Here is a 26,225-nt window from a genome sequence, read left to right on the forward strand (position 1 = left end):
CGAGCGATGTGACGGAGCGATGACCGGATGGCAACAGGGCGGTGCGCCGGCGAAAAGACCGCGCGGGCACGCAGGCGCAGCGGACGCCGACGGGATGTAGCAGGGGAGCGCAGGCACGGCGAAAGGTCACGCGGGCGCGGCGCGACGAGACGCGACGCGACGAGACGAGGCGCCCCGAGCGCGCGCGGCGAAAGGTCGCACGGGCGGGGCGAGATGCGCTAGGCTCGTCGGGATGCTGCGGACTTTGCGACTCATCGCGGCCGACGTACGCCAGAAGGCCACATGGTGCTACGGCAGCGATCCACTGCCGACCATCCTGAAGACGCTGGCGACCGACGGCACGGCGGCGATGGTCCTCTACAGGTTCACGCAGGCCGCGCGAGCCCACCGGATGCCGGTGCTCGAGATGGTGCTCAACAAGGCGACCAACCTGGCCGGCGGCTGCGTGATCGGGCGCGGCGCGGACTTCGGTCCCGGGTTCGTGCTCATCCACTCGAACGGCGTTGTCATCAATGGCAACGTCCGAGGTGGCTCGAACGTGCTCATCGAGCACCAGGTCACCATCGGCGCCGATCGGCGGCAAACACCGGTGCTCGGGAGCAACCTCTTCATCGGCGCGGGGGCGAAGATCGTCGGCGGGGTCACGGTCGGTGACGGCGCCAGGATCGGCGCCAATGCCGTGGTCGTGCACGATGTCGCGCCGAACACCACGGTCGTGGGCATCCCGGCGAAGCCCGTGCAGCGGCGCGAGGACCGCGCCGCGCGCCCAGCCGCGGACGGGACCAACACCTCGCAGAGCTGACCGGCGCACGGCGGATCGAGGGTTCCCGAGCGGCGGTCACCCGCACAGGAGACGGGTCCAGATCGGCGTTTTCGGCGCGGAAGCGCACTCACGTGCGCTGAGCACCGAAAACGTCGAGATGGGCCCGTATCCGACGCGGGTGACCGCCGCTCTACCGGGGCGCTCGGGCCAGAAGCTCGTGCCTGAGCTGCGCGATCTCTTGCCGGAGCGGGCCGATGAAATCGGCGCTCAGGGTGCGGTTCCGGCCCTGCAGCGCGCGCGCCGTGTGCCACTTGCTGAGCGCGAGCCGCGCGCCGGCGCGGATGAAGCTCCGCCCCGTGGCGCCGCGCCAGCCCAGGGTGCACCGGAGCCGGCCGATCGGCGAGCAGACGAGCTCGAGCTCGTCCTGGGTGAGCATGCCGAGCGCGACCTCGTCGCGCAGATGATCCCGGATCACCCAGCCCTTGCGGATCACGAGCGCCACGATGATCCCGAAGAACGACGCGACGAAGCACAACCAGAGCAGGAGCCACGGCATGAAGATGTCCCCCATCGCGCGCCCCAGGGCGGTGGGGAGGAAGTTCCATACCGCGTGCAGCGCGACGCCGAGCAGGTACCCGCCGATCGGGGCCGCCGCGCGCACCCACGTCTTCGACGACTCCCGGGCGAGCCCGAAGCCGATGCCGGTCATCGACGTGAACAGCGGGTGGAGCCAGGGCGTGAAGACGCCCCGCAGGACGAAGGTGCCGGCGAGAACGTCGCTGCCCTGCATCGAGGCGCGCGCGTAATAGAGCACGTTCTCCACCGCGGCGAAGCCGAGCGCGCAGAACGTGGCGTAGATGATGCCGTCGACGATCCCGTCGAACTCCCGGCGCAGGAAGTAGAAGAAGCCGAACACGCCGAGCCCCTTGAAGAGCTCCTCTGCGAACGGCGCGCTGACCGATGCGCTGACGAGCTCGCCGGCCGGCTCGCCGAAGTTGCTTGAGACGCCGATGTGGACGCCCGTGTTGATCAGGATCGAGAAGCCGGTCGCCGCGAGCGCGCCCCAGAGGAACGCCATCAGCAGGCACCACCACGGCTCGGGATCGTACCGATCGATGATCATCGGGACGAACAGGTAGAGGACGAGCGGTGGGAACGCGAAGAGCGCCCCGACCAGCATGGCGCTCAGCATGCTCACCCCGGACTCGATGACGCCGAGGAGCGTGAAGAGCACATTGAGGACCGCGCCCGCGATGAGGCCGATGGCCCACAGCCACAGCCCGGCGATGCGCAGCCGCCGGTCCGGGTCGAACCTCCGAACGGCCGCCGGGTAGCCTGCGTGGTGATGCGCGTACGCGTGCCCCTGCTGCCCCCGCGCGTGGCCCTGGGGTGCCTGCGGGTACGCGTGACCCTGCTGCGCCTGCGCATGGCCCTGCGGCCCCTGCGCGTACGCGTGCCCCTGCGCGTAGCCCTGGGGTGCCTGCGGGTACGCGTGCCCCTGCGCGTAGCCCTGGGGTGCCTGCGGATACGCGTGCTCCTGCGCGTAGCCCTGCGGCCCTTGCGCATAGCCCTGCGGCCCCTGCGCGTATGCGTGGCCCTGCGCATAGCCCTGCGGCCCCTGCGGATACGCGTGCCCCTGCGGTCCGTGCGCGTAGCCCTGCGGCCCCTGGGGAGTTGCGTGCCCCTGGCCGTAGCCCTGCGCTGGCTGCGCGTACCCCTGCGGCGGCTGCCCGTGGCCCTGCTGCCCGTACTGCGGCTGCCCCATGGAGCTCTGCTCAGCGCCTTGCGCCGGATACCCCGAAGGGCCCTGCCCGCCACCCTGCGCGCGCTCACCCAGGCGCTCCGCCGGCCGGGGTTGTTGCGGCACGCCGGGGGAATCGGGACGATGTCCGTGGGGATTGTTCATGGATCGAGCGCTCTCGCGAAAGCCTCGTGACAGCGGGTGACCGTTCAGCCGAGGCGAATCCCCGCCGCGCGCGTGGAGCCGAAAGCAGCGGTGACGATCCGCGGCGGGCGACGCCAGCCTCGGAGCTGTCGCTCACGCCCGTGGGATCGAAGTATCACGGAATATTTCTACCACGGCAGGGACGCGCCGGGCATATATCCCAGCAGCTTCACCACGGCGCGCCGCCGGCGAGGAGCGCGGAGGCTGTGACGCTCCGCTTCCACGGGTTCCACGAGCTGTCGGGGGTCGGCGGGACAACGCGGCAGCGGCTTCTCCGCGCCGGGAACGTGGCGGGAGAACGTCAGGGGCGGACGACGCGCGTGCCCGGTGGAGGCGTGAAATCGAACTCGGTCTTCCCGACCGGCTGATTCACGACCGGCGACGAGAAGTCGAACCGGTTCCGGTTGCCCTGCGCGTCGAGGATCAGCACGCGGCGGACCTGGTTGGTCTGCCCGTCCACGTAGAGGAGCATCTTCTGATACGCAGGGGTCGCCTCCTTCGGCGTCCCCTCGAGGACATAGCCGCCCTCGAACTTCATCTGCGCCGGATCCAGCAGGCGCAGCGAGAAATCCTTCGTGAGCTGCCCCTTGCCCATCAAGAACGAGAGCGCCGCCGGATACTGAGAGCCCTTCACCGGGGTCTCGAACATCTGCTCGTTGTCCTTCTCGTAGACCTTGATCGTGATGCCGTCGGAGACGACGCGGTTTCCGTTCGGCGCGTCGTAGATCCAGCTCATCTTGCCCGGCTTCTCGAAGGTCACCTTGCCGGTGGAGACCTTCTTCACGTCCTGGACCTTGATCGTGTAGGTCTGGGTGAAGCTCGCCTTGAAGGTCTTCGTGGAGTCGTAGAACTGCTGGACGCGCCTGCCGAGCTCTTCGGCGGTGGGGCCCGCGGCCTGGGACTCGCCGGCGGTCGCGAGCGTCGCGAGCACGACCGTGAGGGGCGCCGTCAGCCCGATGAGGCACGCGGCGGCGAGGCGGTTGAGTGAGGTTCGCGTCATCCTTCCCGATCTCCTTTGATGTCCAGAGGCGTCTCGCCCCCGCCCGTCGGCGGCGGGGGCGCCGGCGATGCACCGCCGGTTCCGTGCCCTGGCAGCCGCACCCTCGCTGAAGCCGGGGCGCGCCGCACGTTTTCATGTTGGACGCGGCGCGGGAGCGTCCGATGCAGGCTCCATAGCACACGGGATGTGCGCCAGGACCGCCCCCGCCGGCCCCCAGTCACGCAGTCAGGCGAGGCGCCGCGCCGGCGTCCCCATGCGCAACCAGGGAGCCGCGCCGGCCGACGCTCACCCGAGGCGCGCACGTCGCGGCCGGGCGCGGCGCGGGGCGGGCGCGCCCGACGCCGCCAGCGCGGCCGCGAAGCCCGCGGCGCTGAGGTGGGTCATCGCGATGGCCAGCGCGTCGGCAGCGTCCGGCCGCGGAGGCGCGGCGAGGCGCAGGACCGCGGTCATCACCTGCGCGACCTGCGCCTTCTCGGCCGCGCCCCGGCCGACGATGGTCCGCTTCACCAGCGCCGGCGGATACTCCGAGATCGGCACGCCCGCGCGCGCCAGCCGCAGCAGCACGACCCCGCGCGCGTGGCCGAGCTTCGCGGCGCTCTGCGCGTCCTTGGCGAAGAACAGGCTCTCCACCGCGGCCGCGTCGGGCGCGAGCGACGCGATCACCTTGCCGAGCTCGTCGTCGATCTCCACGAGCCGGGCGGCGAACGTCCCGCTCGTGTCGATGTCGATGACGCCGTGCGCGACGTGCTCGATGCGCGTGCCCTGCCGCACGAGCAGGCCCCAGCCGAGGTGGCGCGAGCCGGGATCGATGCCGAGGACCCGCATCGGCTCAGCAGGCCCCGTGCGAGGGCGCCACGACGTGGGTCGGGAAGCCCGGCGCGCGCTCGACGCCCCCGTCGCGCTCGCCCCGCTCGGCCGCCTCGAGCGTCCGCCGCGGGAAGATCTTGTGCGGGTTGAGCAGGCCCTTCGGGTCGAACAGCGCCTTGATCTTGCGCTCGATCGCGATGAGCTCCGGCGACTGCTCGAGCGCGAGGAAGTCCGCCTTCGACGTCCCGATGCCGTGCTCGCCGCTCAGCGTGCCGCGCATGCCGATCACCGCGCGGAACAGGCGCGACAGCGCCGTCTCCACCTGGGGGACGAGGTCCGGGTCGTTCCAGAGCAGGTTGACGTGGAGGTTGCCGTCCCCGGCGTGGCCGTACGTCAGCATGCGGACGCCCGTCGCCGCCGAGATCTCCGCGACCTCGTCGAGCAGCGCCGGGATCTTGTCGCGCGGGACCACGACGTCCTCCGAGATCTTGTAGCGCGCCATGGCGCGCGTCGTGGGCGAGAGCTGGCGGCGCGCCTCCCAGAGCCGCTCGCGCTGCGCCTCGTCCTGCGCGACGAGCACGTCGAGCGCCCCGGCATCCATGCAGACCTCCCCCACCCGCTCGGCCTGGACCTCGCAGTCCGCGGGCTCGCCGTCGACCTCGATGATCAGCATCGCGCCCGCGCGCTCGTCGACCCCGACGCCGCGCGCGCGCACCGCGTCGAGCGTGGGGCGATCGAGCAGCTCGAGGCAGCGCGGGACGACGCCGGCGGCGACCAGGGCGCTCACCGCGCGCCCGCTGGCGCGCACGTCCGGGAACAGGCAGAGCAGCGTCATGACCGACGGGGGCTTCGCGATGAGCCGGAGCGTCGCCTCCGTCGTGATCGCCAGCGTGCCCTCGCTGCCGACGAGCAGCGCCGTGACGTCGTACCCCGTCACGCCCTTCACCGTGCGCCGGCCGGTGCGGAGGCGCGTGCCGTCGATGAGGATCGCGTCGAGCCCGAGCACGTACTCGCGCGTGACGCCGTACTTGAAGGCGCGTGGGCCGGCCGCGTTCTCGGCGATGTTGCCGCCGAGCGCGCACATCTTGAGCGAGTTCGGATCGGGCGGGTAGAAGAGCCCCTCGGCCTCGACGGCCGCGTGCAGGTCGGCGAGGATGACGCCCGGCTCGACGACCGCGATCTGCTCCTCGCGGCTGATCTCCTTGATGGAGTTCATGCCGATCGTGGCGATGACGATCCCGCCCCCGACCGGCACCGCGCCGCCCGACTTGCCGCTGCCAGCGGCGCGCGGCACGACCGGCACCTCCGCCTCGCTCGCCGCCCGCACCGCCTTCTCGATGTCGGCGGCCGAGGACGCGAGCACGACCGCATCCGGGCTCACCGGCGGCTGATCCGACTCGTCGCCCCCGTAGGCCGCGCACCCGTCGGCCGACGTGATGACCTTCGAGGGCCCGAGCGCGCGCTCGAGGAGCCGGCGCGCCTTGTCGATGGCCGACGCCGACGGGCGGGGGAACGTGGGGTGCTGTCGCATCTCCCCCATTTACCGCGGATCGCACGGCGATGCTGGGGGATCCGCGCGGGCGGGCTCAGGGCTGGCCGCCGCCGGAATCGGGTACACGCGGGGCGCACGCGGACACGCGCGCTCCGCGCGGCGTGCCCACGGTCTGCCTGCCCGAGGGCGAGCGGACGCGCCGCGCGATCAGAGCAGATCGAGGAAGGCGAGGAGCGCCTCGATCGCGCCGGCGTCCAGCGCGACGAGGCCCTCGCCCGCGGGCGCGCCGTCGTGGAAGAAGGCGCCCGGCGCAGCGGCAGCGGCCGTGCTGCGGTCATCGCCGGCGGCGCGGCCGCCCGTGTCCTCGAAGCGCGCCCGCTCGAGCACATCGCGCAGCGTCTTCGCGGAGCCGTTCGTGAAGTAGGGCCGCTTCTTGTAGAGCCGCCGGAGCGACGGCACCCGCGCGCCGTCCTCGTGCACGTACGGCACGACGCCGGTCTTCTCGTAGCCGGCCCTCCCCCACACGATCGGGCCCTCGGGCGCGAGCACGAGCGCCTCCCAGCGCTCGAACGGTGCCGCGGAGCCGGGGTCGTCGCTGCGGAGCACCGGCGCGTGGCAGCGAGCGCAGCGGTCCCGGAACACCCGGGCGCCGTCGCGCTCGAGCGGGGTGAAGCGCGTCCGGCCGAGGACGGAGGGGTTCGCGCGGTGCGAGAACGCCATGAGGAAGCTCATGAGCGCGCGGCGGAGCGCCTCGGGCGGCCGCGCCGCGCGCCCGGCGTCCGCGAGCCCGAGATCGGCGAGCCACGGCGCGGCCTCGCTCGAGATCGAGAACCATGGGTCGTGGCCGCTCAGCGCGCCGGCGACGCGGAACTCGTTGTCGGCCACCGCGGTGAGATCCGGATCGAGGGCGCGGGAGAAGTGGGGGCGGTTGTTGAACAGGCCGAGCAGCGGCTTGGTCGTGGCGCGCACGTCGCCTCGACCGGTGTGGTGCGTGCGGCCGTCGACGTAGCCCTCGAAGTGGCACGTCTCGCACGTGAACCGGCTGAGCGGGCCGTCGGCCTTGTTCCACGGGGCCATCAGCGAGGTGAAGAAGAGCGCCTCGCCAATACGGATCTCGTCGGAGCGGGCGTCCTCGCCGCCGTCCCGGACCGGCTGCTTCACGACCGCGCCGTCGCCCGCGTCGAGCAGCCACGCGTCGAGCAACGGGTTCGCATAGGCGAAGGCGCCGCCGCCGAGCGCGGCCATGGCGGCCACGCCGGGGGAAAGCGGGCGGGTGGAGACCTCCGGCGCGCTCGCGAGGCCGGCGTCCGTGGCGCGGAAGAGGAGCTCGGCCCGGCGATCGCCGCCATAACCGGTCGCGATCACCCGCACGCCGCTCGATCCGGGGATCGCCCAGAGCGCGACGGCCTTCGGGGTGAGGACGCCGAGCTCCGAGACGTTGACGGCCGAGAGCCGCGTCACCTCGGGCCGGGCGCCGGCGGCGACGCGATAGAGGAAGACGAACGAGTCGATGTACCCGAACGAGCCGCCGGTCCTGTCGAGCGGGTGGTCCTCGACCCCGCCCGCCGCGAGAAGGAGCCCGCCCCCGGCGCCGCCCGTCTCGAGCGCGTCGAAGCTCCAGATCGGGCCGTCGTGGCGGACGCGCGCCGCGCCGCCCGGGAGCGGGCGGCCGTCGGCGCCGACCGGGAGCACGACGAGCGTCTGGTCGAGGAGGCAATCGACGATCAGGTGATGCGCGAGGCGCACGACGCGGAACGGGCCAGCGCCGATCGGCTCGTCCCATCGCTCGACCTCGATGCGCCCGTCCGCGCCGGTGGGACCAGGGCGCAGCGTGACGAGCGTGCCAGCGCGCTCGTCGAGCGCGTAAAGGAGGCCCTCGGGGCCGGCCGCGACGTCCCGGACGCCGTGGAGGCCCGCGAGCTCGATGCGCCCCGCGGGCTCGAGCGAGGCGCCGCGGACGGCGTAGCGGAAGAGCGAGGGCGACGCCTCGCCGCTCGCGAAGACCTCGCCGGTGGGCGTGACCGCGACCCCTGTCGGCGAGGCCGGCGCGGGGGCACGGGCGAGCTCGCGAAGCGACGCGTCGAGCAGGACGAGCGCGTCGCGGCCGCGGAGCGGAGAGAGCAGCGCGGGCGCGCCCGGCGCGGCGGGGCGGCCCAGCGGATCCACGGGGCGGAGCGCGATCGGGTCGGGCCCGAACAGCCGGTCGGAGCCGGGTGCGCGGGAGAAATCGGCCTCCGCTCGGCGCGCCGCCTCGAAGCGCCGCAGCGGCTCGAGCGGGTCCGGATCGGGGGCGCCGCCGTGGACCGGGGGTGCAGGGCGGCCGTCGCACGCCACGGCGGCCAGGCCGAGCGAGAGCGCGAGCGCGAGGCGGACCGCGGCCATGCGCCTGCGCCGGGAGGCAGCGGGCCGCGCCGCCGCGCCGATCACCAGCCGCCGGTGCTCGCCGGCTTCGCGGTCTCGGCCGGCGCCGCCTTCTCCGGCTCGGCCTTGGGCGCGGGCTTCGCCGCCTCGGTCGTGGCCGCGGGCTTCGCCTCGGGCGTCGCCTGGGGCTTGCCCTCGCAGCCGAAGAGACACAGAGCGCCGAGCGCCACAAGCACTGTCAAGACATTCTTCATGGGACTCCTCCTGAACGAGCGGGGCAAGCGAAGCACATCCGCTGTGCGCTCGGAAGGGGGGCGCGCGTCCGCTGCCATCGGAGGCGACGCGACGGCGGCTGCGCGGGGCTGGATGCGTCGGCGGAGGCGGAGCGGGCGCGCGTGCAGGAGCGGGCGCGCTGGATCCAGGGCCGGGCGCGAGATTCCGGCGCCCGCGCCCTGGGCGGCCTGGTCAGGTCCCGGGAACGATCTTCACGAGGCTGTTGCGGTTCGCGACGAAGTATTGCTCGCCGTCGTTGTCCTCGACGATCGCGGTGAGCGCGTTGAAGGTCGGCAGGCTGCCCTGACGCGCGAATGCCGGAGCGTTCGGCGCGTTCGGATCCGGGTTCTTGCTGATGGCCGTGATGGGCGACGTCTGCGCCCCGCACTGCATGAGCGCGCCCATTTTCCCGCCGGTGTAGTCGCCGAACAGGTAGACGCCCCGGAGCTGCGGCAGCTGGCTGCCCCGGTACACGAATCCGCTGACGATCGACTTGTAGTCGCGGTACGGCCCTGTCGCGCTCTGCCGCCGATCCATGTCGGTGATGGGCGGGGTGTGCGTATCGCCCGCGCGCATGGTGCGCCCCTGGCAGGTATCCGCGTGGGTGCCTTCCCACTTCGGCCAGCCAAAGTTCAGCCCCGAGGTGCCCGCAGGAACGTAGTCGATCTCCTCGTAGCTATCCTGACCGACATCGCCGATGAAGAGGTCGCCCGTCCCCCGGTCGAAGGTGAAAGAATACGGGTTGCGCAGACCATAGTGCCAGACCCGCGAGGCCGCGCCGTCGAGGGGATTGCCGGCCGCGGCGTACGGCTCGGCAGCGTTCGGATCGAGGCGCAGGATCTTGCCGAACAGCGAGGCCGGGTCCTGCGACCCGCCAGGCTTGTCGCTGTTGCAGGACCCTCCCCCGTCGCCCGTGCCGACGTAGAGCATGCCGTCGGGCCCGAACGCGATATGGCCGCCGTTGTGATTCACCGCGGACGTGTCGAGCCGCACGATCGTCTTCGCCGAGTTTGCATCCGCCACGTAAGGATCGCTGGACCGCTTGTACTCGACCACCATGTCACGGTTCATGTTCGTGCCCGAGGTCGCCGTCATCATGATGTAGAACTTGCCGCTCGTCGCGTAGTCGGGCGGGAACGCCATGCTGATGAGCCCGCGCTCGTCGTCGAAGGCGCCGGAGCTGAGCGAGATCTGATTGCTCACGTCGAGGAAGGCCCCGCTGCGCAGCTGGCCGCCGGAGAACACGCGGATCTGCCCGGTCTGCAGCACGAGATACCAGTCGCTCGACCCCTTCGGCTGAGCGGCGTAAACCAGCTTGTCCACGCCGGTGGTGACGACGGGAGCGAGCGCCAGCTTCCCGACGTCAGGCGCCGCGCTGGCATCGCACGCCACCGGGTCGCCGCCGCCGGCGCCGGAGCCGCCCTGTCCCGCGGTGGTCCCGGACGACGAGGTGCTGCTGCCACCGCCGGTGCCGGTGCCGGAACCAGAGCCGGAGCCGGAACCAGAGCCGGAGCCAGCGCCTGCGCCGGAGCTGGAGGCAGAGCCAGCGCCGGCCCCCGTCCCCGTCTGCGCACCGGAGGAGCCCTGGTTCCCCCCGCTCGTCACGGTGTCGCCAGAGCTGCTCGCCCCATCGTCGCTGCACGCACCGGCGCCCAGCGCGAGACACGCGCCGCCACCCAGCGCGAAGGTCATCCACAAAGCAAAGGTTGAACGCTGTTTCGTCATGAGACGCATTCTATACATGACAAGCGCCGTGGCGCACTCATGAACTACCGCCGGGCGAAAGAACAGGACATCGGGGCCCCGGGTAAGCAGGTGACGGATCATGCCTGCAGAACGCCAACACGCGCTCGCCTGGCCGGCCGACGGCGCACGTTTGCTCGATGCGAGCGCGGAGACGCCGGCGCGCTGCTCTCCCCAGGGTTTGTGGGCTCAAGGGCAGTCGACAGGCTCGCTCGACGGGTCGCCACCGCGATCGAACCATGGGAGAACAGCGCCCCTCGACCGGCGTCGAGCAGCATTGCCCATGATTCGATCAGCCGTTCAGATGAAATGCCCCTGGCGCACGCCAGCGTGGGCCAGGGATGCGCTGCTCACCCGTCGAGGTGAATATTTGAAGCAGAGCGGCACGTGCGAGTCCCCGAGGTCCGGTCGGGGCCTGGGCTATATTCCCGTCCAGGACCCGTCTGATCATCGCCTGCGACGGATCATCGCTCGCCACGCCCTCGCCGCCGGCGCTCGCTGACCGGCGCGCAGCGTCACCAGCAGGCCAGCCGCGTCGCGCCATAGCGCGACGGCGCCTGGCTCACCGCGCCGGACGAGCCCCGGCGGAGAGACGTGCTGTATTGCACCCGTGCACCGCAATCGATGCCGGCCGACTCGGCATCATCGATCAGCTCGCCGCACGGCGCCATGTCGGAGAGGGGATCCGTGTCAATCGAGGCGCCGCGCTGAACGCGGGTATCTCCGGGCGCCCCCGCTCACTCCGGCTCTGCTCTGTCCTCGGTGCCAATCGGCTCGCCCGGCTCGATGCCGGACGTCGTAGGGCATCCCGCGAGCTCCCCGCTGCGACGACGCCCCCTCCTGCTCCTGTGGCGCTCCGCTCAGAGAGCGCCCGAGATCCACACGCTCCCGGGGCCCAGGCCGACGCGCGCGCGCCAGGGGGCGTCGGCCGTCGGCCCGCGGCCGCGCGCGGACGCCGCGGCGTCAGGCGCAGACGGCGCGGTGATCCAGAGGATCGCCCCGCCCACGGCGAGGGCCGCCCCCGCGATGAACACCGCCGTCCCGAGGTTGCCCTTCGCCACCGCGTCGTCGCGCAGATCGAGGCCCGTCTGATCGACGCAGCGACCCGCCTCGTCGCAATGGCCGCCCTCGGTGGCCTTGTCGAACGTCGATTTCGCCATGAAGCCGAGCGCCGTCCCGACGCCGAGCCCGACCACGCCGAGCCCGACCCCGACGATGCCGAGCGGCTTGCGGATGCTCCCCCCCTGCGCCGAGGGCGGGTCGCTCGCCGGCGGACGGACCGGAGGCGGCGCCGCGACCGGCGGCGTCGACGCGCCGCCCGATCCCGGGGCGGAGGCCGGCTCCGTGGCGCGCTCGAGCGCCGGCACCGTGACGCTCACAACCCCCGGCTTGTCGATCGTGACCTTCACCTCCCAGGGCTCGTACCCAGGCGCGGCGGCGGCGATCCGATGCTCGCCCGGGTCGAGCGGCACCGCCGTCCCCCAGAGCGCCCTGCCCACGGCGACCCCATCCCGCGTGAGGCCCAGGCCCGCGATCGACGCCGCCGGCGGGACCACGATCTGGAGGCGGGAGAGCCGCGGCTCGAGCGCGGTGGCCCGGGCGCGCGCCACCCGCTCGCGCTCCGTCTGCCCGGCAGAGAGCGAGGCGGCCGCGACATCGCGAAAGCCGATCCACGCGGTCGCGATCTTGCCGGTGCGCTCGTAGCAGTCGGAGAGGTTGAAGAGGGTGCCGATGCCCGGGTCGATCGCATGGCTCTCGGCGAGCTTCGGACAGGCCTCGGCGTGCTTCCCCGCGGCCATCAGCGCGCGGCCCTCGTCGAACAGCGCGACCGCGGCGGCGCGCTCCTCCCGGGTCGGCTCGGCGGCGCGCGCGGCCGGCGCGAGCGAGGCGAGCGCAGCGAGCGCCGGCAGGAGCGCTACCGCTCGACGGCGACCGGCCCCGGAGAGCGGCGCGCGGGAGACCGCAGCAGGGCTGCCGGACTCCGGACAGGGGCTCGAGAGACGACGATGGCAAAGCAAGACGGCACCTCTCCTGGGCTCACGGGATGTCATCGCGGATCGGAAAAGAAGTCTTGCGGCGCGGTCGATGTGGGGCGGGTCGACGGCGGGGCCCGCCCCGACGGCCGCGCCCCCTTCGACGACGCCGGCGGCCGCGGCGCCGCAGACCCGCTCGCGGTCGGCCGCGCGGTCGCGACCTCGGACACGGGCGCTTCGGGCGGCGGCGCAGGGCCGCCGTCGAGGAGCTCGGCCGCCTTGCCCGCCGCCAGATCGGCCGCGGGCACCGCCGCGTCGCGCGAGGGTGCCTCCGGCGCCAGCGGCGCCTCCGAGGGCGCCGACGCGGCGAGCGGCGCCCCACCCGACGCGGGGACGCGGAGCGCGAACCACACGAGCCACGCGAGCCCCGCGGCGCCCACGAGCGCCGCCGCCAGGGCCGCCGCGATCCCCAGGGTGCGCGCCCCGCCGCGCTGGCCCGACGAGGCGCGCGTGCCGCCCCAGGAGCGATCCGTCGCCGCGCCGTCCGAGAGGAGCGCCGTGGGCGCGCCATCCCACGCGGAGCCGGCCGCCACGCCCTTCCCATCCGGGTCGCTGGACGACGGCGTCCCGCCTGCGGGCCCAGGCGACGTGGAGCTCGAGCGCCGGGGCGGCCCGGGCGCGCGGCCCGCCTCGGCGCTCGCGTCGAGGCGGATCTGCAGCACGCGCGCGACGCGATCGGCCAGGTGCCGCGCGTGCGGCGGCGCGAACTGGGCGAGCTCGGCGGCGAGCTCGGCGATGTTGCCGAAGCGATCGGCAGGGCTCTTCTGGAGGCAGCGCTGGACCACCCAGCCGAGGCGCTCGGGCGCGTCGGACCGCTGCGCGTCGAGCCGCGGCGGTCCCTCGAGGATGCGGTCGTAGATGGCCATCGCGGAGTCGCCCCGGAAGGGGACGGCGCCCGTGAGCAGCTGATAGAGCATGGCGCCCATCGACCAGACGTCGGCCCGCGCGTCGACGCTCTTCGAGGAGACCATCTGCTCGGGCGCCATGTAGAACGGCGAGCCCAGCATCGCCGAGCTCTCGGTCATGTCGTGCGCCTTGGGCGCTGTCGCCTCCGCCGCGAGGGCCATCTTGGAGATGCCGAAGTCGATGACCTTGATGAGCGGGCTGCCGTCGGCCCGCTGGGTCAGGAACAGGTTGGCCGGCTTCAGGTCCCGATGGATGATGCCGAGCGCGTGCGCCTCCGCGAGCGCGTCGCACGCCTGGAGCAGGTAGTCGCAGGCGAGCGCGACCGGGAGCGGCCCGCGATCGCGCAGGACGGCCTTCAGGTCGGTCCCCTCGAGGTACTCCATGACGAGGTAAGGCTCGCCGCGCGCGAGCGTGCCGACGTCGTACACGCGCGTCACGTGCTCGCTCCGGATGCGCGCCGCGACCTGCCCCTCGCGCAGGAAGCGGGCGACGAGGTCCGCGCGCTCGCGGGCCTGGGGCAGCAGGAACTTGATGGCCACCCGCTCGCCGAGCAGGAGATGGCGGGCGGCGACGACCACGCCCATCCCGCCTTCACCGAGGACGCGCTCGACCTCGTATTTCTCCGCGAGGACGTCCCCCACGCTCACCGGTACGACCATGCACGCCCTCGCTCTGCCCCTCCGCTAGTATCAAAACAGCGCGTGCGCGACAACGCGAGCTTTCCCGGAAATCAGCGAGGGGCGAGGGAAGCCGCCGCGCCGCCATAGCCACGCAGCCACGCAGCCACGCAGCCACGCAGCCACCCGAGCTCGCGCGCGTTGCTCGCATGCATCGCGGGTTCGCCAGCGGCGCGCTCCGCTTGTATATGCATGACGCAATTTCACCATGAGCACCGTTTCACCATGATCACCGAGCCGACCGATCCGTTCGTCCTCGCGCGCGAGCTCCTCGAGCAGCGGCAAACCACCGAACCGACCGACGCGACCGCCATGACGCTGGCCACGGCGGACGCGTCCGGGCGCCCCTCGGCGCGGATGGTGCTGCTGAAGGGCATCGACGATCGAGGGTTCGTGTTCTTCACCAACTACGAGAGCCGCAAGTCGATGGATCTCGCGGCGAACCCGTTCGCCGCGCTGTGCATCCACTGGGCGAAGGCCGCGGAGCAGATCCGCGTCGAGGGGCGGATCGAGCGGGTCAGCGACGCGGAGTCGGACGCCTACTTCGAGACCCGCGGGCGGGGCAGCCAGATCGGCGCGTGGGCGTCCCGGCAGAGCGCGCCGCTGCCCTCGCGCGAGGCGCTCCTCGATCGGGTGCGCGAGATCGAGCGCCGCTTCGAGGGCCGGCCGGTGCCTCGACCGGAGTTCTGGGGCGGCTACCGGGTGGTGCCGGAGCGCGTCGAGTTCTGGTACGGCCAGGAGAACCGCCTGCACGACCGCGTGGTGTACGTCCGCCACGGCGACGGCTGGCGCGTCGAGCGGCTCTACCCCTGAGCGCGGCGCCGCGAGGAGGGAGCGCCCGCGGCGGCAGGCGGCCGCGGCGCGCTCGTCGATCACGCGCTCCGTCACGCCCCGTGACCCGCGCGGAGGAGAAGCCATGAAATCGAAGACCGATTATTTCTACTTCGAGACGAAGGCCAGGCGCGAGCTCATCAACGTCACCGAGCGCGTCGCGGCCGTCGTCACCGCCAGCGGCATCCAAGAGGGCATGGTCCTCGTGAGCGCCATGCACATCACCGCCGGCGTGTTCGTGAACGACCACGAGCCGGGCCTCTGGGAGGACATCTGGGCGTGGCTCCAGCAGCTCGCCCCCGAGGGGCCCGACTACAAGCACCACAGGACCGGCGAGGACAACGGCGACGCCCACCTCAAATCGATCCTCGTGCACCACCAGGTGATCGTGCCCATCACCGCGGGGAAGCTCGATCTCGGGCCCTGGCAGCAGATCTTCTACGCGGAGTTCGATGGCGGCCGGCGCAAGCGCGTCGTCGTGAAGGCGATGGGAGAGTGACGCCGCCGGCCGACGCGCGGGCTCCGCGGGCGACAGGGTCGAGGGCGCTCGTCTCGCTAGCCGCCCGCGGGCGCCGCGGGTGGCGGCGCGTGGGGCCTCGCGGCGCCGTACTCCCTCGCACCGCGCTGCATGAGCGAGGCGATCGCGCCGAGCGCGTCCGTCCAGACCTCCTGGTGCGCCGGGGACCAGTCCGCGCCCGCGACCTCGGCCATCGCGGAGATCAACGCGTCGGCGACCCAGGGGTACATCGCGTCCGTGACGCCGTAATCGACGTGCTTTGCCCCCATCGCCATGAGCTTCTCCTCGAGCCACGACGCGTCCTCCAGCCGGTCGATGACCGCGGCGAGCGCCTCCGTGAGCATCTTCTCTTGCTGCTCCTGGCTATTGCGCCCGAAGAGCGGCTTCACCTGCGGATACCGAGAGAAGAGGATCCCGTAGAAACGGTGCGTGAGGTCGGGCGCCCTCTCGATCACGAGCTCGAAGCTCTCCCGCAGCAAGCCAACATTCAATCCCATGAAAACCTCCAGGCCGGGCGCCGTGCCCGTGATAGCCGTCGTCGGCGGTCGATTCGCCCGTCGGCGCGCGCTGGCCAAACGCGCTCGCACGGGCCGTGCCAGGGGCGTTTCTCCGGGGATCGCGCCGATCCTCGCCGGATCGGCGCGATATCGGCAGCCGGCGGCGGTTTCCCACGGGAAACCTGGCCCGCTGCCGAGGGCGGCCGCTCCGGCGGCGCCCACCCGCCCGCCGCCCCGACGGGCGCCTTGCTCCGCTGCACCCCACGGTGTTTCCTGCCGGTGTCTCCGACAGGAAACCTCCGTCGCCTCCGTCTCCTCGAGGAACCCGCGTGACCCTGCTCGACGCCGTGCTCAGCCTGTCCGAAGCGCCCACCCGCGACGAGGCGCTGCAGCGGATCCTGCGCGCGCTCGCGCGGGTGACGGCGGCGGACGCGCTCTCGGTGCTCACGGCGGCGGAGGACGGCTCGGTCGGCGTCGCCGCGCAGATCGGGCTGTCGCCGGCCGCCCTGGGGATGAGCTTCCGGCCCGCGGAGCACCCGCGCCTCCGCAGGGCGACGCAGGCGGCCGGGCCGATCCGCTTCCTCGATCCGAGCGAGCCCGACCCCTACAGCGGCTGGCTGCTCGGCAGCCCCGGAGAGATCCACCCGATCCACGCCTGCATGGCCGTGCCGCTGCACGTGCAGGGCCGCCTCGCCGGGCTGCTCACGCTGGACGCCTGCGATCCCCACGGCCTCCGCGGCCTGCGCGACGAGGACGCGCGCGTGTTCGCGGGGCTCTGCGCCGGCGCGCTGCGGCTCGACGCCGGCGCCGGGCTGCTCGACGCCGGCCCGGTGGCGCGCCGCGCGATCGGCCCGGCGTCGAGCAGCCCGGCGCCGGCGAGCCGCTCGTCCGGGATGCAGCGGATCGAGCGCGAGATCGCGGTGCTCGCCCCGCTGTCGGTGCCGGTGCTCGTGACGGGCGAGACGGGCGTGGGGAAAGAGCTCGTCGCCCGCGCGCTGCACGAGCGATCGCCCCGGGCGAGCCGGGCGCTCGTGATCGTCAACTGCGCGGCGATCCCCGCGCAGCTGGTCGAATCGGAGCTCTTCGGCCACAGGAGGGGCGCGTTCACAGGCGCCACGGCCGCGCGCGCTGGCAGGTTCGAGGCGGCGCACGGCGGGACGATCTTCCTCGACGAGATCGGCGAGCTCCCGCTCTCGGCGCAGGCGCAGCTGCTGCGCGCGCTGCAGGAGGGGGAGATCCAGCCCGTGGGCGAGGACCGGGCGCGCCGCGTCGACGCGCGGGTCGTCGCGGCCACGAACCGCGATCTCCGGCGAGAGGTCGCCGAGGGGCGCTTTCGCGCCGATCTGTTCCATCGGCTCTGGGTCTACCCGATCTGCGTGCCGCCCCTGCGCGAGCGGCGCGAGGACATCCCCGCCCTCTGCGAGCGCTTCGCCGCCGAGCTCGCGGCCGAGCTCGGCGCGGGGCGGGTGGACTTCACCGAGACGGCGCTGGGCGCGCTCGCGCAGGGAGCGTGGCCTGGCAACGTCCGCGAGCTGAAGAACGCCGTGGAGCGCGCCGTGCTTCGCCGGACGATCGCGGAGGGCAAGAGCGCGGCCGGCAGGGCGCTCGTCGTGCGGCGCGAGGATCTCGACGCGATCGACGGCGGCGCGCAGGAGCGCTCGCTCGCCCCGCGGCTCGAGCTCCCCGGGGAGCGGCTGGGGCTCGCGGACGCGTCGCCGGGGCAGCCCGTGGAGCTCCTGGCAGAGGCGCTCGAGAGGGCCCGCCGCGAGGCGTTCGCCCGAGCGTTCCGGGCAGCAGGCGGCAACGCGGCGACGGCCGGACGGCTGCTCGGGCTGAGCCGATCGTTCGCCTACAAGGAGGCGGTGCGCCTCGGGCTCATCCCTCCGGCCGGGCCGCGCAAGCGCTGAGGAGCCCGAGCGAGACGCCGTCCTCTCGAAGGACGGCGCGCGGCGCCTCCACGGAGGACGACGCTCAGCGCGCCTGCTCGGGGGTGCCGATCCCCTCGAGCGGCACGCGCGCGAGCGCCGTGTAGCGCGCCCCCTTCGGGGTCAGCTCGCTCTGGTAGACGATGATCTCCTCGACCCGCGTCTCGCCGAAGTCGACGCTGCCGACCGCCTGAGCGCAGGCGTCGAGCGCCGGATCGCCGCGCGGATCGCGCGAGCGGGCAAGGGTGAGGTGCGGCTCGAACGGCCGGTCCTCGGGGACGTAGCCCGTCGACATCGAGAGCGTCTGCTCCAGGTCGCGGTGGATCGCGGTGAGGGCGCCGACAGCGCCGCCCACGCCGAGCCAGAGCACGCGCGGACGACGCCGCGTCCCGAACGCGCCGCCCTTCTCGACGCGCAACGTGAGCGGCCTGTGGAACGCGGCGACGCTCCCGGCAGCAGCGATGACGAGCGGCAGGCGCTCCTCTCCGATCTCGCCCATGAAGGCGAGCGTGATATGCAGCCCAGCAGGCTCCACCCACTTGGCGGACGGAGCCCGCGGCGAGATCTCCCGCAGGAGATCTCCGATCTTGGCGAGGAGCTCGGCTCCCGGATCAACAGCGACGAAGACGCGCACAGCTCACCTACGCTCACCCACGCTCAATTACCACCCACAGACTTCACCCTTGTTCTGCTCCTTGAGCCACCTCCGGAGCGGCTCGAAGTACTCGAGCATGGCGCCCGGATCGGCCGCGGTCTCCCCCGTCACCGCCTGCATCGCCTCCTGCCACGGGCGGCTCGCGCCGAGCGAGAGCATGGCGCGCAGCTTCTCGCCCGCGGCCGCGCTGCCGTGGATCGAGCACGCGTGGAGCGGCCCCGTGTGCCCGGCCGCCTTGCACAGCGCGCGGTGGAACTGGAACTGATAGACGTGCGCCAGGAAGTAGCGCATGTACGGGACGCCCGCCGCGACGTGGAACTTCGCCCCCGGGTCGAAATCGGCCTCGCTGCGCTGCACCGGCGGCGCGACGCCCTGGTACTTCAGCCGCAGCGCCCACCACGCCGCGTTGTAGTCGGCCGGCTTCGTCTTGCCCGAGAAGACATCCCACCGCCACTGGTCGATGAGCTTGCCGAACGGGAGGAACGCGATCTTGTCGAGCGCCTTCTTGAAGAGGAAGTTGATGACCCCCTTCTCGTCCTCGGACACCCTGTCGAGCAGCCCCAGCGACCTCAGGTAGCTCGGCGTCACGGAGAGGGCCAGCGTGTCCCCGATCCCCTCGTGGAAGCCCTCGTTGGCGCCCGACTGGAACAGGATCGGGAGCTTGTAATACTGGTGGTAGTAGTAGATGTGCCCGAGCTCGTGGTGGATCGTGATGAGATCCTCCTCGCTCGGCTCGATGCACATCTTGAGGCGGAGATCGCCCCGGTCGCCCACGTCCCAGGCGTTCGCGTGGCAGACGACCTCGCGGTCGACCGGCTTCTTGAGCAGCGATCGCTCCCAGAAGGTCGACGGCAGCGGGTCGAACCCGAGCGAGGTGAAGAACCGCTCGCCGAGCGCGACCATCTGCTTCCCGTCGAGCTTCTTCGCCTTGATCTTCCGCGTCACGTCGAGCGAGGGCTGGCCCTTGTACGGCTCCATGAGCGCGTAGACGTTGGACCACTCCTGCGCCCACATGTTGCCGAGGAGGTGCGCCGGGATCGGGGCCTTCTCGCCGATCCTGTCCTTGCCGTGGATCGCGCGCAGCCTCGCGCGCACATAGCAGTGCAGCTCGTCGTAGAGCGGCTTCAGCTTGCCCCAGAGCCGCTCGGTCTCGGCCTCGAACGCGTCGGGGGACATGTCGTATCCGGCGCGCCAGAGCGCGCCGACGTCCGGGAGGCCGAGCTCCGCCGCCCCCTTGTTGCCCAGGGCGACGTAACGCTCGAACTTCGGCCGGAGCGGCGGGGCGATCGCGTGCCAGCCCGCCCACGCATCGAGCAGCTCGTCCCAGTCGCGGCTGGTCTTCAGGAGGTTGGACAGCTCGTCGAGCGCGAGGCACTTCGGCTCGGCCCCGGCGCCCGCGCGCGCGGCGCGCGCCGCGCCCAAGCCCGCGGTCGTCGCCCTCCCTGGCCTGGCCTTCGGGCAGTGCTTGCCCTTGCCGTACAGGCTCGTCATCTCGACCGAGAGCGCGGCGAGCTCGGCGCGCTCCGCCGGGTCGCTCGGCGCCGGAAGGGAGGTCGAGATCTTGAGGAGCGAAAGCTGGCGGGCGACGTCCGCGGGCAACGCGAGCCCGTCGAAGCGCGCCGCCGCCTTCATCGCGCGGTTCAGGTACTCCATGCTCGCCTCCTCGGCAGAGGCGGCGAGCGCGTCGGTGTCGTCCGTGAGGTAGGTCTGGTTGACCCAGGACGCGCGCGCGGACTGGATCCGCAGCCTGCGCAGCTCCCGGTCGACGGAGGCCACGAAGGACTGCGCCTCGGCCGGGCTGGGAGGCGCCGCCTGCGGGGGGGCGGCCTCCGGCCGGACCGCCGCGGGCGCCGTGGTCGCGGGCGCCTCCTCCCCCTGACGCGGCGGCGCTGGCGCCGTCGCCGGCGGAGCGGCGCCGCTGCACGCCGCGCCCAGCCCGAGCGCGACGAGCATCAGCGGACGCGCGATGGCCGTCCGGGCGAGGGCAAAGCGGACCACGGGCCCTTCATACACGCCGGACCGTGCCGAGGGAACCAGGAGCGACGTGCGATCGTCGGGGCGCGGCCCCCGCCGCGTCGCCCCTCCGGATTCAGCCGCCCCCCCGCCAGTCACCCCCACCGTCCGCGATTCACCCGTACCGTCCGCGATTCGCACGGGTCGGCGCGACCTGGACGAACCCCCCCGCTGTGACGGCTGCCATGCGGCGGTGAACTGCCGTTACAATGCTCCCCCACCATGAGGAATGCCCTTGCGCCCAGGCCCACGCTCTCGGCGGTCCTCGGCCTCGTCGCCGCCGCCCGCCCGGCGCCCCGCTCGCCCGCAGGACGGACGAGCGGCCCGCCGCCCGACGGCCCGGAGCAGCCGCTCCCGGTCGCCTCGCAGCGCGAGGCGGCGAAGCGCCGCGACGAGCTGCGACCTCGAGGTGAGGTGCAGACGGATGCCCTACCCCGAGGCGCGAGCCACGACCTCCTGCGCACCGAGCGACGGCCATGAGTGAGCTCGAAAATTTCTCGTTCATGATCCCCGGCGAGCTCGCCGGCATGGCCTATCCCCACGCGCCCCAGGCGGTCGAGGAGCTCGCGGAGCTCGGCTTCCGCAGCCTGGTGTCGCTCTCGCGTCGGGCGCCACCGCCCGCGGCGGTGGGCCCGCTCATCCACCTGCATTGCCCGCTCGCCGACTTCACGCGCATCCCGAGCGTGGACCTCCTCCGCGCCGTGGCGTTCCTCGGCCGGGCGCCGCGGCCGATCGCCGTTCACGGGGAGGGCGGCGTCGGGCGCACCGGCGTCGTGCTGGCGTGCCGCCTCGTGTCGCTGGGCAGGTCGGCGGCCGAGGCCATCGCCGAGGTGCGGCGCGTGCGGCCAGGCTCCATCGACGACCCCGAGCTCGAGGCGTCGGTCGCGGAGTTCGAGCTGTTCTACCGGAGCGCCCACGAGCAGGCGACGCCGGCCCCCTTCAACTTCGCGCCCGCGTCGCCGCTCGACCGGGTCGTGCACGGCGCGGAGCGGCCCGGCTTCGGGATGGCGAACTGGTCGGCTTCCGGGATCCGCTCGTCCGTCGTCGCGCCGCCGAGCTCGGCAGCTCACCCGGATCCGAGCGACGCGCCCGTCGAGGCGTGGCTCGCCTTCATGGCGCGGCACGGGATACGCGAGGTGCTCTGCCTGCTCGACGAGGGAGAGCTGGCGCTCCACCGGATCCCGCTCCTCGGCCGCTACCAGCGCGAGTTCCTCCGGGTGACGCACGTGCCGCTCGACGGAGGCGCGCTCCCCTCGCCCGACGCGCTGGAGCGCGCGCTCGACGCGCTCAGGCGCGCCGAGTCCAGCGGCGCGCCCGCCGTCGTGCACTGCGCGTCCGGCGCGGGCCGCGCGGGCGTCGTGCTCGCAGCGTGGCTGCGCGCCCGGCACGGCCTCGCCCCCGAGGCGGCGATCGGCGCGGTCCGGGATCACGCGCGGCACTTCGGCGCGCACCGCGACCCGCTGAAGGCAGGGCCTGCGGCGCGGGATCTCATCGCGGGCGTGCCGGCGCTCGCGTGAGCGCGCCGGCCGACGCCGGCGCCGGCCCGCGGCCGGGCGGCGTCGAGCGTCACCCGCCGGCGCTTTGCCCGGGCCTCGCGCGCCGCTGCTCGCGGTACATGCGCAAGGCGAACGCGCCGGCCGGCTCGGCGCGGAGCCCTTCGACGAGCGCGCTGAGCTCGGACGGCAGCTCGGAGGGCGGCGGGAGCGGTGACGGGTGGTGCTCGGGCACGAGCAGCGGCGCGGCGAGCGCGGCGAACGTGAGATCGGCGGCCGAGAAGCGGTCGCCGACGAGGAACGGGCGCCCATCGCGCAGGCGTTCGTTCACCGCGTCGAAGACCGCGCGGATCTTGCCTCGCGAGCGCTCGGCGGCGGCGGGGTCGATGCGCATGACGCGCTTCATGACCGCTCGCGCGACCGGGTAGTAAACGCGGAAGGTGCCACGCCCGAACCACCAGGGCGGCGCCGCGGCCGCGCCTTCGAGCCCGCGGAACGACCCGCCCATCAAGGCGAACGCGCCCTCCTCGTCGGGCAGGAGGTGAAAGTACGCGACGCGGCGGGTCGCGGGGCCGAGGTCGGCGTCGAAGCGCTCCTCGAGCGCCTCGACCTCGGCGCGGTCCGCGTCGGGCTCGCGGGAACCCTGGAAGAAGAGCGCGCGCTCCGGCGGCACGAGCGTGTCGGCGTAGCGCAGGATGTCGGTCGAGTCGGCGAGCACGCCCGCTGGCGAGACGAGCACCGGGACGGAGCGGCGCCCGCCGGCCCTCAGCGACGGGAGCGCGTGGGCGAGCGGGAGGTAGGCGTCCTCCCGGTACCGCGCGCCGGCGCGATCGAGCGCCCACCGCGCCTTCTCGCAGAAGTGGCTCCAGGGAATGGTGATGAGGCGGAGGGGCGCGCCCGCGCCCGGATCAGACATGAGGATCTCCAAGGTCCCCGAGCGACCCGGGCGCGACGCGCATCAGCGCCGGATCTCGAAGAGGTGGATGCCGTACGCGGGGAGCTCGACGCCGAGGCCGCGCGACAGATCGACGAGCTCGTCGCCGTCGCGCGGGTGCTCGTTGCCGGTCATGAGGTCGGCGAGCAGGACCTTGCGGCCGGCGATGCCGGCGATGTCGAGCGGGATGCGGCACCCGCTGCGCGACGGGGCGAAGTTGATCACGGCCACGAGGGGCGCCGCGCTCCGGGGCGCGCCGCAGGCCGGGAGCGGCTCCCACCGGTAGGCGACGAACGCGTCGGCGCCCGGCCCGCGCGCGGTGAGCGTGGCGAAGCTCCCGGTGCGCAGGATGGGGCGGCGCACGGCCGCGAGCAGCCGCTCGTGGAAGGCGAGGCAGGCCTGATCGACCGGCTCCTCGGGGGCGCGGGCGAGGTGCAGCGAGGCGCGCACCGTCCGCCCCTCGAGCTGGCCGTGGTGGATGAACCGCATCCCCGGCACCGTCGCCGCGATGAACTCGGCGGCCCGGCGCCGATCCGGGGGGAGCACGGCGGCGATGCGCGGCTCGTCGTGGTGCTCGATGAAGCGGACGCTCCGCCGCTGGTAGTCGGGCGTCGCCGCGAGGTGGCCGCGGACCGACGACGCGGAGGCGTGGCTCAGCCGGTCGTAAAGGCTCTTGTCGAAGGTGTAGTCGAACCCGAGCATCTGCAGGCGCCACTCGAGGTCCCAGAAGGCCTCGGCGATGAAGACGAAGCTCGGGTGGTCGCGGCGGACGGCGTCGATGGCCTCGGCCCAGAACTCGCCGGTGGCCTCGGCCTTTCGCTCCGCAGGCGGGCGCTTGGACCACGTGCGCCGGAAGACGTCGTCGAGCACCAGCATCGCCATGTCGCAGCGGACACCGTCGCACCGCGACGCGACGCTGCGGAGCGCCTCGACGGACGCGGCGCGCGTCGCCGCGAGGCGGTAATCGAGCTGGGCCGTGTCGGGCCACGGCGGGATGTAGGGGTCGCGCCCGCTGAGCGGGGCGCCGTCGTCGCCGGCGATGAAGAGCTCGGGCTTCTCCTTCACCCAGTGGTGATCGCGCGCGACGTGGTTGGGAACGAAGTCGAGGATGACCCCGATGCCCCGCGCCGCGAGGCGCCGGCGCAGATCCGCGAGGCCGGCGTCGCCGCCGAACGCGGGGCTCACCTCGTAGCGCGCGACCGCGAACGGGGAGCCAGCCACGTCGGCCTCGGTCCAGTCCGGCAGCACGCGGTCGTACTCGGCGCGCAGGTCGGGATCCGTGAGCGAGCGGCGCGGGCCCTCCTCGCCGAGCGTCCAGACGCCCAACAGGTGCACGTAGTCGACCCCGAGCGCGGCGAGCCGGTCGAGCGCCGCGTCGGGCACGCTGGCGAGCGTCACCCTGGCCTTGGCGGCGCGCGAGAGCTCGTGGAGCCAGACACGCACGAAGATCGCGTACAGCAGGGGGTGCTGGTGGGCAGGGACTAGGGAGCTCATCGATTGGATTGGGGACGGCGGGCCCGCGAGGGAGTCGCGGACAGCGGTCGTCGGCCGGGGATTGTCTGCGGGCTCGGGTGGTCCCTGCAAGCGCGATCACGATGTGCTGCTGCAGGCGCGGCCGGTCGAGGGAGCGCGCAACGTCCAGCACAGAGGCTGCCTCGCGCGATCCCGGGCGCTCGCAGCGCGGCGCTGTCAGGCGCGGCGCGCGCGGCGCTCGCCGCGCCTTCGCGCGAGCGCGGCGGCCGCGCCGAGGGCGACGAGCGGCAGGGCGAGGGGCGTCGCGGCCTCGTCGGGCGAGAGCCGGCAGCCGCAGCCGCCCTGCTTGGGCTCCACCGGCGGCGGCGCCTCGGCCGGCGGCGCGTCGTCGACGGGCGCCTCCGCCTCGGCGGCGCCCTCCGCGGGCTCGCCCTCGGGCGCCTCTTCCTTGGCGGGATCGCTCTTCTCGGCCTCGGCCTTGTCCGCCTTCTCGTCCTTCTTTTTCTTCTCGCCGCTGAAGACGATCGCGCGACGATCCATGATGGGGTTGTCGCCCTGCAGGGTGATCTTCTGCTTCTGCCCCATCTGCACGCCGTCGCTCGCGCGCTTGATCACGAGCTCGTACTCGCCGGCCTCGAAGTCCCGATCGCGCCGGAGGACGAAGTCGAACTTGGTGATCGCAAAGATCTTGCCGCTGCTGTCGGAGAAGCTGACGTCCATGCTCTCGTTGATCGACTGCTGGTTCTGGAGCGGGATGCGGACGAGGACCGGGGTATCGGGCGACTTGTCGGTGAGCGCTCGCTCGTAGTGCACCGTCGGCGTGAACGAGAACAGCATCGGGATGTGCCCGAGGTGCGGCATCCCTCCGTAGTTCATCGTCATCTTCAGCTTCCATCGGCCGTTGTCCTCCTTGGGCGAGCGGTCGACGATGGTGACGGTGCCCGCCGCGTGCGCGGCGCTCGCGGGCAGCCACGCCCCGATCAGCGCGAGCGCGGCGGCGACCACGCGCGCGGCGAGGAAGAGGCGGCGTGCCGCGCCGGGCTGGGTCGCGGCGGGGCGGGCGTGAGGACGCGCGGCGCGCGGACGCAGCGCGCCGAGCTGAGACAGGGGACCGGTTCGAGATCGGGCGGTTCGCATACGCGGCACGCTACCAGGGATTTCGTGGAAGCGAGCCGCGGACGAGAGGGCTGGGCGGCGCGGACGAGAGGGCTGGCGGCGTGGACGAGAAGATCACCGCCAGCGTGGACGAGGCGACGACCGCCAGCGCGCGGGGCTCAGTCGGGGAACCAGAGCAGCGCGTCGGAGGTGGGCTTGTAACAGGCCTGGCGGCCCGCCTCCTCGTTGTCGGTGCAGCTCGCGTTCTCGAGGCAGTCGATGATCTCGTAGCGGCCGGTGGCGTTGTAGATGGTGGTGAACATCGCGCGCTGGGCCCCCTCGAGCTTGCTGAACGCGCTCTTGCACGCGGGGACGGGCACCCTCTCGCAGCGGGCCATGCGCGCGCAGCGGGACTCGATGACCGGCGCCGCCGTCGGCTCGTCCGGGTTGAGCTTGACGGCCACCTCGTCGTTGCACTCCAGGATGATCTGGCTCCGGTCCGGCGAGCTCTCGGTGGCGGCCTCCATGCGGCGCGAGAAGCAGCTCGTCATCGCGCGGAGGTACGTGGGCGATGAGGTCGGGTAGGCGGCCTTGCACGCGTTGAGGTGCTCCCAGGAGGCACCGGCGCGCTGGAGCTTGGCCAGCGCGGCGCACCACTCGGCCTGAGCGGCGATGACCCCGTCGCGATCGGGGAAGCTGGTGGGCCGCTCAGAGCATGCGTTCAGCGCGAGCATCGACGCGGCCACCGCGATCGGCAGGGCCAAGGATCGAAGGGCGAGCATTGGCGGACCC

Annotated in this window: 22 protein-coding genes; 6 read left to right on the plus strand and 16 right to left on the minus strand. The window is 73.1% G+C overall.

Annotation, left to right across the window (positions count from 1 at the left end):
- Positions 1-232 precede the first annotated feature (232 nt).
- Positions 233-802 (plus strand): serine O-acetyltransferase, encoded by a 570-nt coding sequence (locus WMF45_RS28540; RefSeq protein ID WP_437707787.1) that lies wholly within the window; start codon positions 233-235, stop codon positions 800-802.
- Between the two features lie 151 nt (positions 803-953).
- On the opposite strand, the gene WMF45_RS28545 is transcribed toward WMF45_RS28540, so the two are convergent.
- From WMF45_RS28545 to WMF45_RS28585, 9 genes are all read right to left on the minus strand, one after another.
- Positions 954-2,528, minus strand: a complete 1,575-nt coding sequence (locus WMF45_RS28545; RefSeq protein WP_437707789.1) for a PrsW family glutamic-type intramembrane protease — start codon at positions 2,526-2,528, stop codon at positions 954-956.
- A gap of 481 nt (positions 2,529-3,009) precedes the next feature.
- Entirely contained in the window at positions 3,010-3,708 is a 699-nt protein-coding gene (locus WMF45_RS28550; protein ID WP_437707790.1) for a LolA family protein, read from the minus strand.
- Between the two features lie 285 nt (positions 3,709-3,993).
- Complete coding sequence (gene ruvC, locus WMF45_RS28555; RefSeq protein WP_437707792.1) at positions 3,994-4,533, minus strand: crossover junction endodeoxyribonuclease RuvC; 540 nt, start codon at positions 4,531-4,533, stop codon at positions 3,994-3,996.
- Positions 4,534-4,537: 4 nt separating this feature from the next.
- Positions 4,538-6,046 (minus strand): FAD-binding oxidoreductase, encoded by a 1,509-nt coding sequence (locus WMF45_RS28560; protein ID WP_437707794.1) that lies wholly within the window; start codon positions 6,044-6,046, stop codon positions 4,538-4,540.
- Between the two features lie 168 nt (positions 6,047-6,214).
- A complete protein-coding gene (locus tag WMF45_RS28565) occupies positions 6,215-8,389 on the minus strand; it encodes a hypothetical protein (protein WP_437707796.1) in 2,175 nt (724 codons plus the stop codon).
- Between the two features lie 41 nt (positions 8,390-8,430).
- On the minus strand, positions 8,431-8,622 hold the full coding sequence (locus WMF45_RS28570; RefSeq protein WP_044965791.1) for a hypothetical protein: 192 nt from the start codon (positions 8,620-8,622) through the stop codon (positions 8,431-8,433).
- A 211-nt stretch (positions 8,623-8,833) separates the two neighbouring features.
- Positions 8,834-10,366, minus strand: a complete 1,533-nt coding sequence (locus tag WMF45_RS28575; protein WP_437707798.1) for a PQQ-dependent sugar dehydrogenase — start codon at positions 10,364-10,366, stop codon at positions 8,834-8,836.
- An 878-nt stretch (positions 10,367-11,244) separates the two neighbouring features.
- Positions 11,245-12,402 (minus strand): hypothetical protein, encoded by a 1,158-nt coding sequence (locus WMF45_RS28580; RefSeq protein ID WP_437707799.1) that lies wholly within the window; start codon positions 12,400-12,402, stop codon positions 11,245-11,247.
- A 29-nt stretch (positions 12,403-12,431) separates the two neighbouring features.
- Positions 12,432-13,982: a protein kinase domain-containing protein gene (locus WMF45_RS28585; protein WP_437707801.1), complete on the minus strand. Its 1,551-nt coding sequence runs from the start codon at positions 13,980-13,982 to the stop codon at positions 12,432-12,434.
- A gap of 243 nt (positions 13,983-14,225) precedes the next feature.
- On the opposite strand from WMF45_RS28585, the gene pdxH reads away from it, so the two are divergent.
- Together pdxH and WMF45_RS28595 are read left to right on the plus strand one after the other, a co-directional pair.
- Positions 14,226-14,813, plus strand: coding sequence for a pyridoxamine 5'-phosphate oxidase (pdxH, locus tag WMF45_RS28590; protein WP_044965793.1), 588 nt, complete (start codon positions 14,226-14,228; stop codon positions 14,811-14,813).
- 103 nt (positions 14,814-14,916) lie between these two features.
- Complete coding sequence (locus tag WMF45_RS28595; RefSeq protein ID WP_437707803.1) at positions 14,917-15,330, plus strand: secondary thiamine-phosphate synthase enzyme YjbQ; 414 nt, start codon at positions 14,917-14,919, stop codon at positions 15,328-15,330.
- 56 nt (positions 15,331-15,386) lie between these two features.
- On the opposite strand, the gene WMF45_RS28600 is transcribed toward WMF45_RS28595, so the two are convergent.
- Positions 15,387-15,845: a globin domain-containing protein gene (locus WMF45_RS28600; RefSeq protein ID WP_437707805.1), complete on the minus strand. Its 459-nt coding sequence runs from the start codon at positions 15,843-15,845 to the stop codon at positions 15,387-15,389.
- A gap of 329 nt (positions 15,846-16,174) precedes the next feature.
- Here WMF45_RS28600 and norR point away from each other — a divergent pair, with 329 nt between their 5' ends.
- Positions 16,175-17,752: a nitric oxide reductase transcriptional regulator NorR gene (gene norR, locus WMF45_RS28605; protein WP_437707807.1), complete on the plus strand. Its 1,578-nt coding sequence runs from the start codon at positions 16,175-16,177 to the stop codon at positions 17,750-17,752.
- A gap of 64 nt (positions 17,753-17,816) precedes the next feature.
- Here the strand turns inward: norR and thpR are convergent, their stop codons facing one another.
- Both thpR and WMF45_RS28615 read right to left on the minus strand, forming a co-directional pair.
- Positions 17,817-18,404: an RNA 2',3'-cyclic phosphodiesterase gene (gene thpR, locus WMF45_RS28610; RefSeq protein WP_437707809.1), complete on the minus strand. Its 588-nt coding sequence runs from the start codon at positions 18,402-18,404 to the stop codon at positions 17,817-17,819.
- A gap of 27 nt (positions 18,405-18,431) precedes the next feature.
- Entirely contained in the window at positions 18,432-20,378 is a 1,947-nt protein-coding gene (locus WMF45_RS28615; protein WP_437719594.1) for a M2 family metallopeptidase, read from the minus strand.
- 282 nt (positions 20,379-20,660) lie between these two features.
- Here WMF45_RS28615 and WMF45_RS28620 point away from each other — a divergent pair, with 282 nt between their 5' ends.
- A complete protein-coding gene (locus tag WMF45_RS28620) occupies positions 20,661-20,918 on the plus strand; it encodes a hypothetical protein (protein ID WP_437707811.1) in 258 nt (85 codons plus the stop codon).
- Positions 20,915-21,955: a phosphatase domain-containing protein gene (locus WMF45_RS28625; protein ID WP_437707813.1), complete on the plus strand. Its 1,041-nt coding sequence runs from the start codon at positions 20,915-20,917 to the stop codon at positions 21,953-21,955. The genes WMF45_RS28620 and WMF45_RS28625 overlap by 4 nt, the downstream gene beginning before the upstream one ends.
- A 49-nt stretch (positions 21,956-22,004) precedes the next feature.
- Here WMF45_RS28625 and WMF45_RS28630 read toward each other — a convergent pair whose 3' ends face one another.
- The 4 genes from WMF45_RS28630 to WMF45_RS28645 form a co-directional block, all read right to left on the minus strand.
- Positions 22,005-22,847 (minus strand): glutathione S-transferase family protein, encoded by an 843-nt coding sequence (locus WMF45_RS28630; RefSeq protein ID WP_437707815.1) that lies wholly within the window; start codon positions 22,845-22,847, stop codon positions 22,005-22,007.
- Positions 22,848-22,889: 42 nt separating this feature from the next.
- Complete coding sequence (locus WMF45_RS28635; protein ID WP_437707817.1) at positions 22,890-24,359, minus strand: alpha-amylase family glycosyl hydrolase; 1,470 nt, start codon at positions 24,357-24,359, stop codon at positions 22,890-22,892.
- 195 nt (positions 24,360-24,554) lie between these two features.
- Positions 24,555-25,475, minus strand: coding sequence for an MYXO-CTERM sorting domain-containing protein (locus WMF45_RS28640; RefSeq protein ID WP_437707819.1), 921 nt, complete (start codon positions 25,473-25,475; stop codon positions 24,555-24,557).
- 137 nt (positions 25,476-25,612) lie between these two features.
- Complete coding sequence (locus tag WMF45_RS28645) at positions 25,613-26,215, minus strand: hypothetical protein (RefSeq protein ID WP_437707821.1); 603 nt, start codon at positions 26,213-26,215, stop codon at positions 25,613-25,615.
- Between the last annotated feature and the right edge of the window lie 10 nt (positions 26,216-26,225).

Origin of the sequence: Sorangium sp. So ce448, assembly GCF_051520915.1 — a bacterium.
GTDB lineage: Bacteria > Myxococcota_A > Polyangia > Polyangiales > Polyangiaceae > Sorangium > Sorangium cellulosum_B.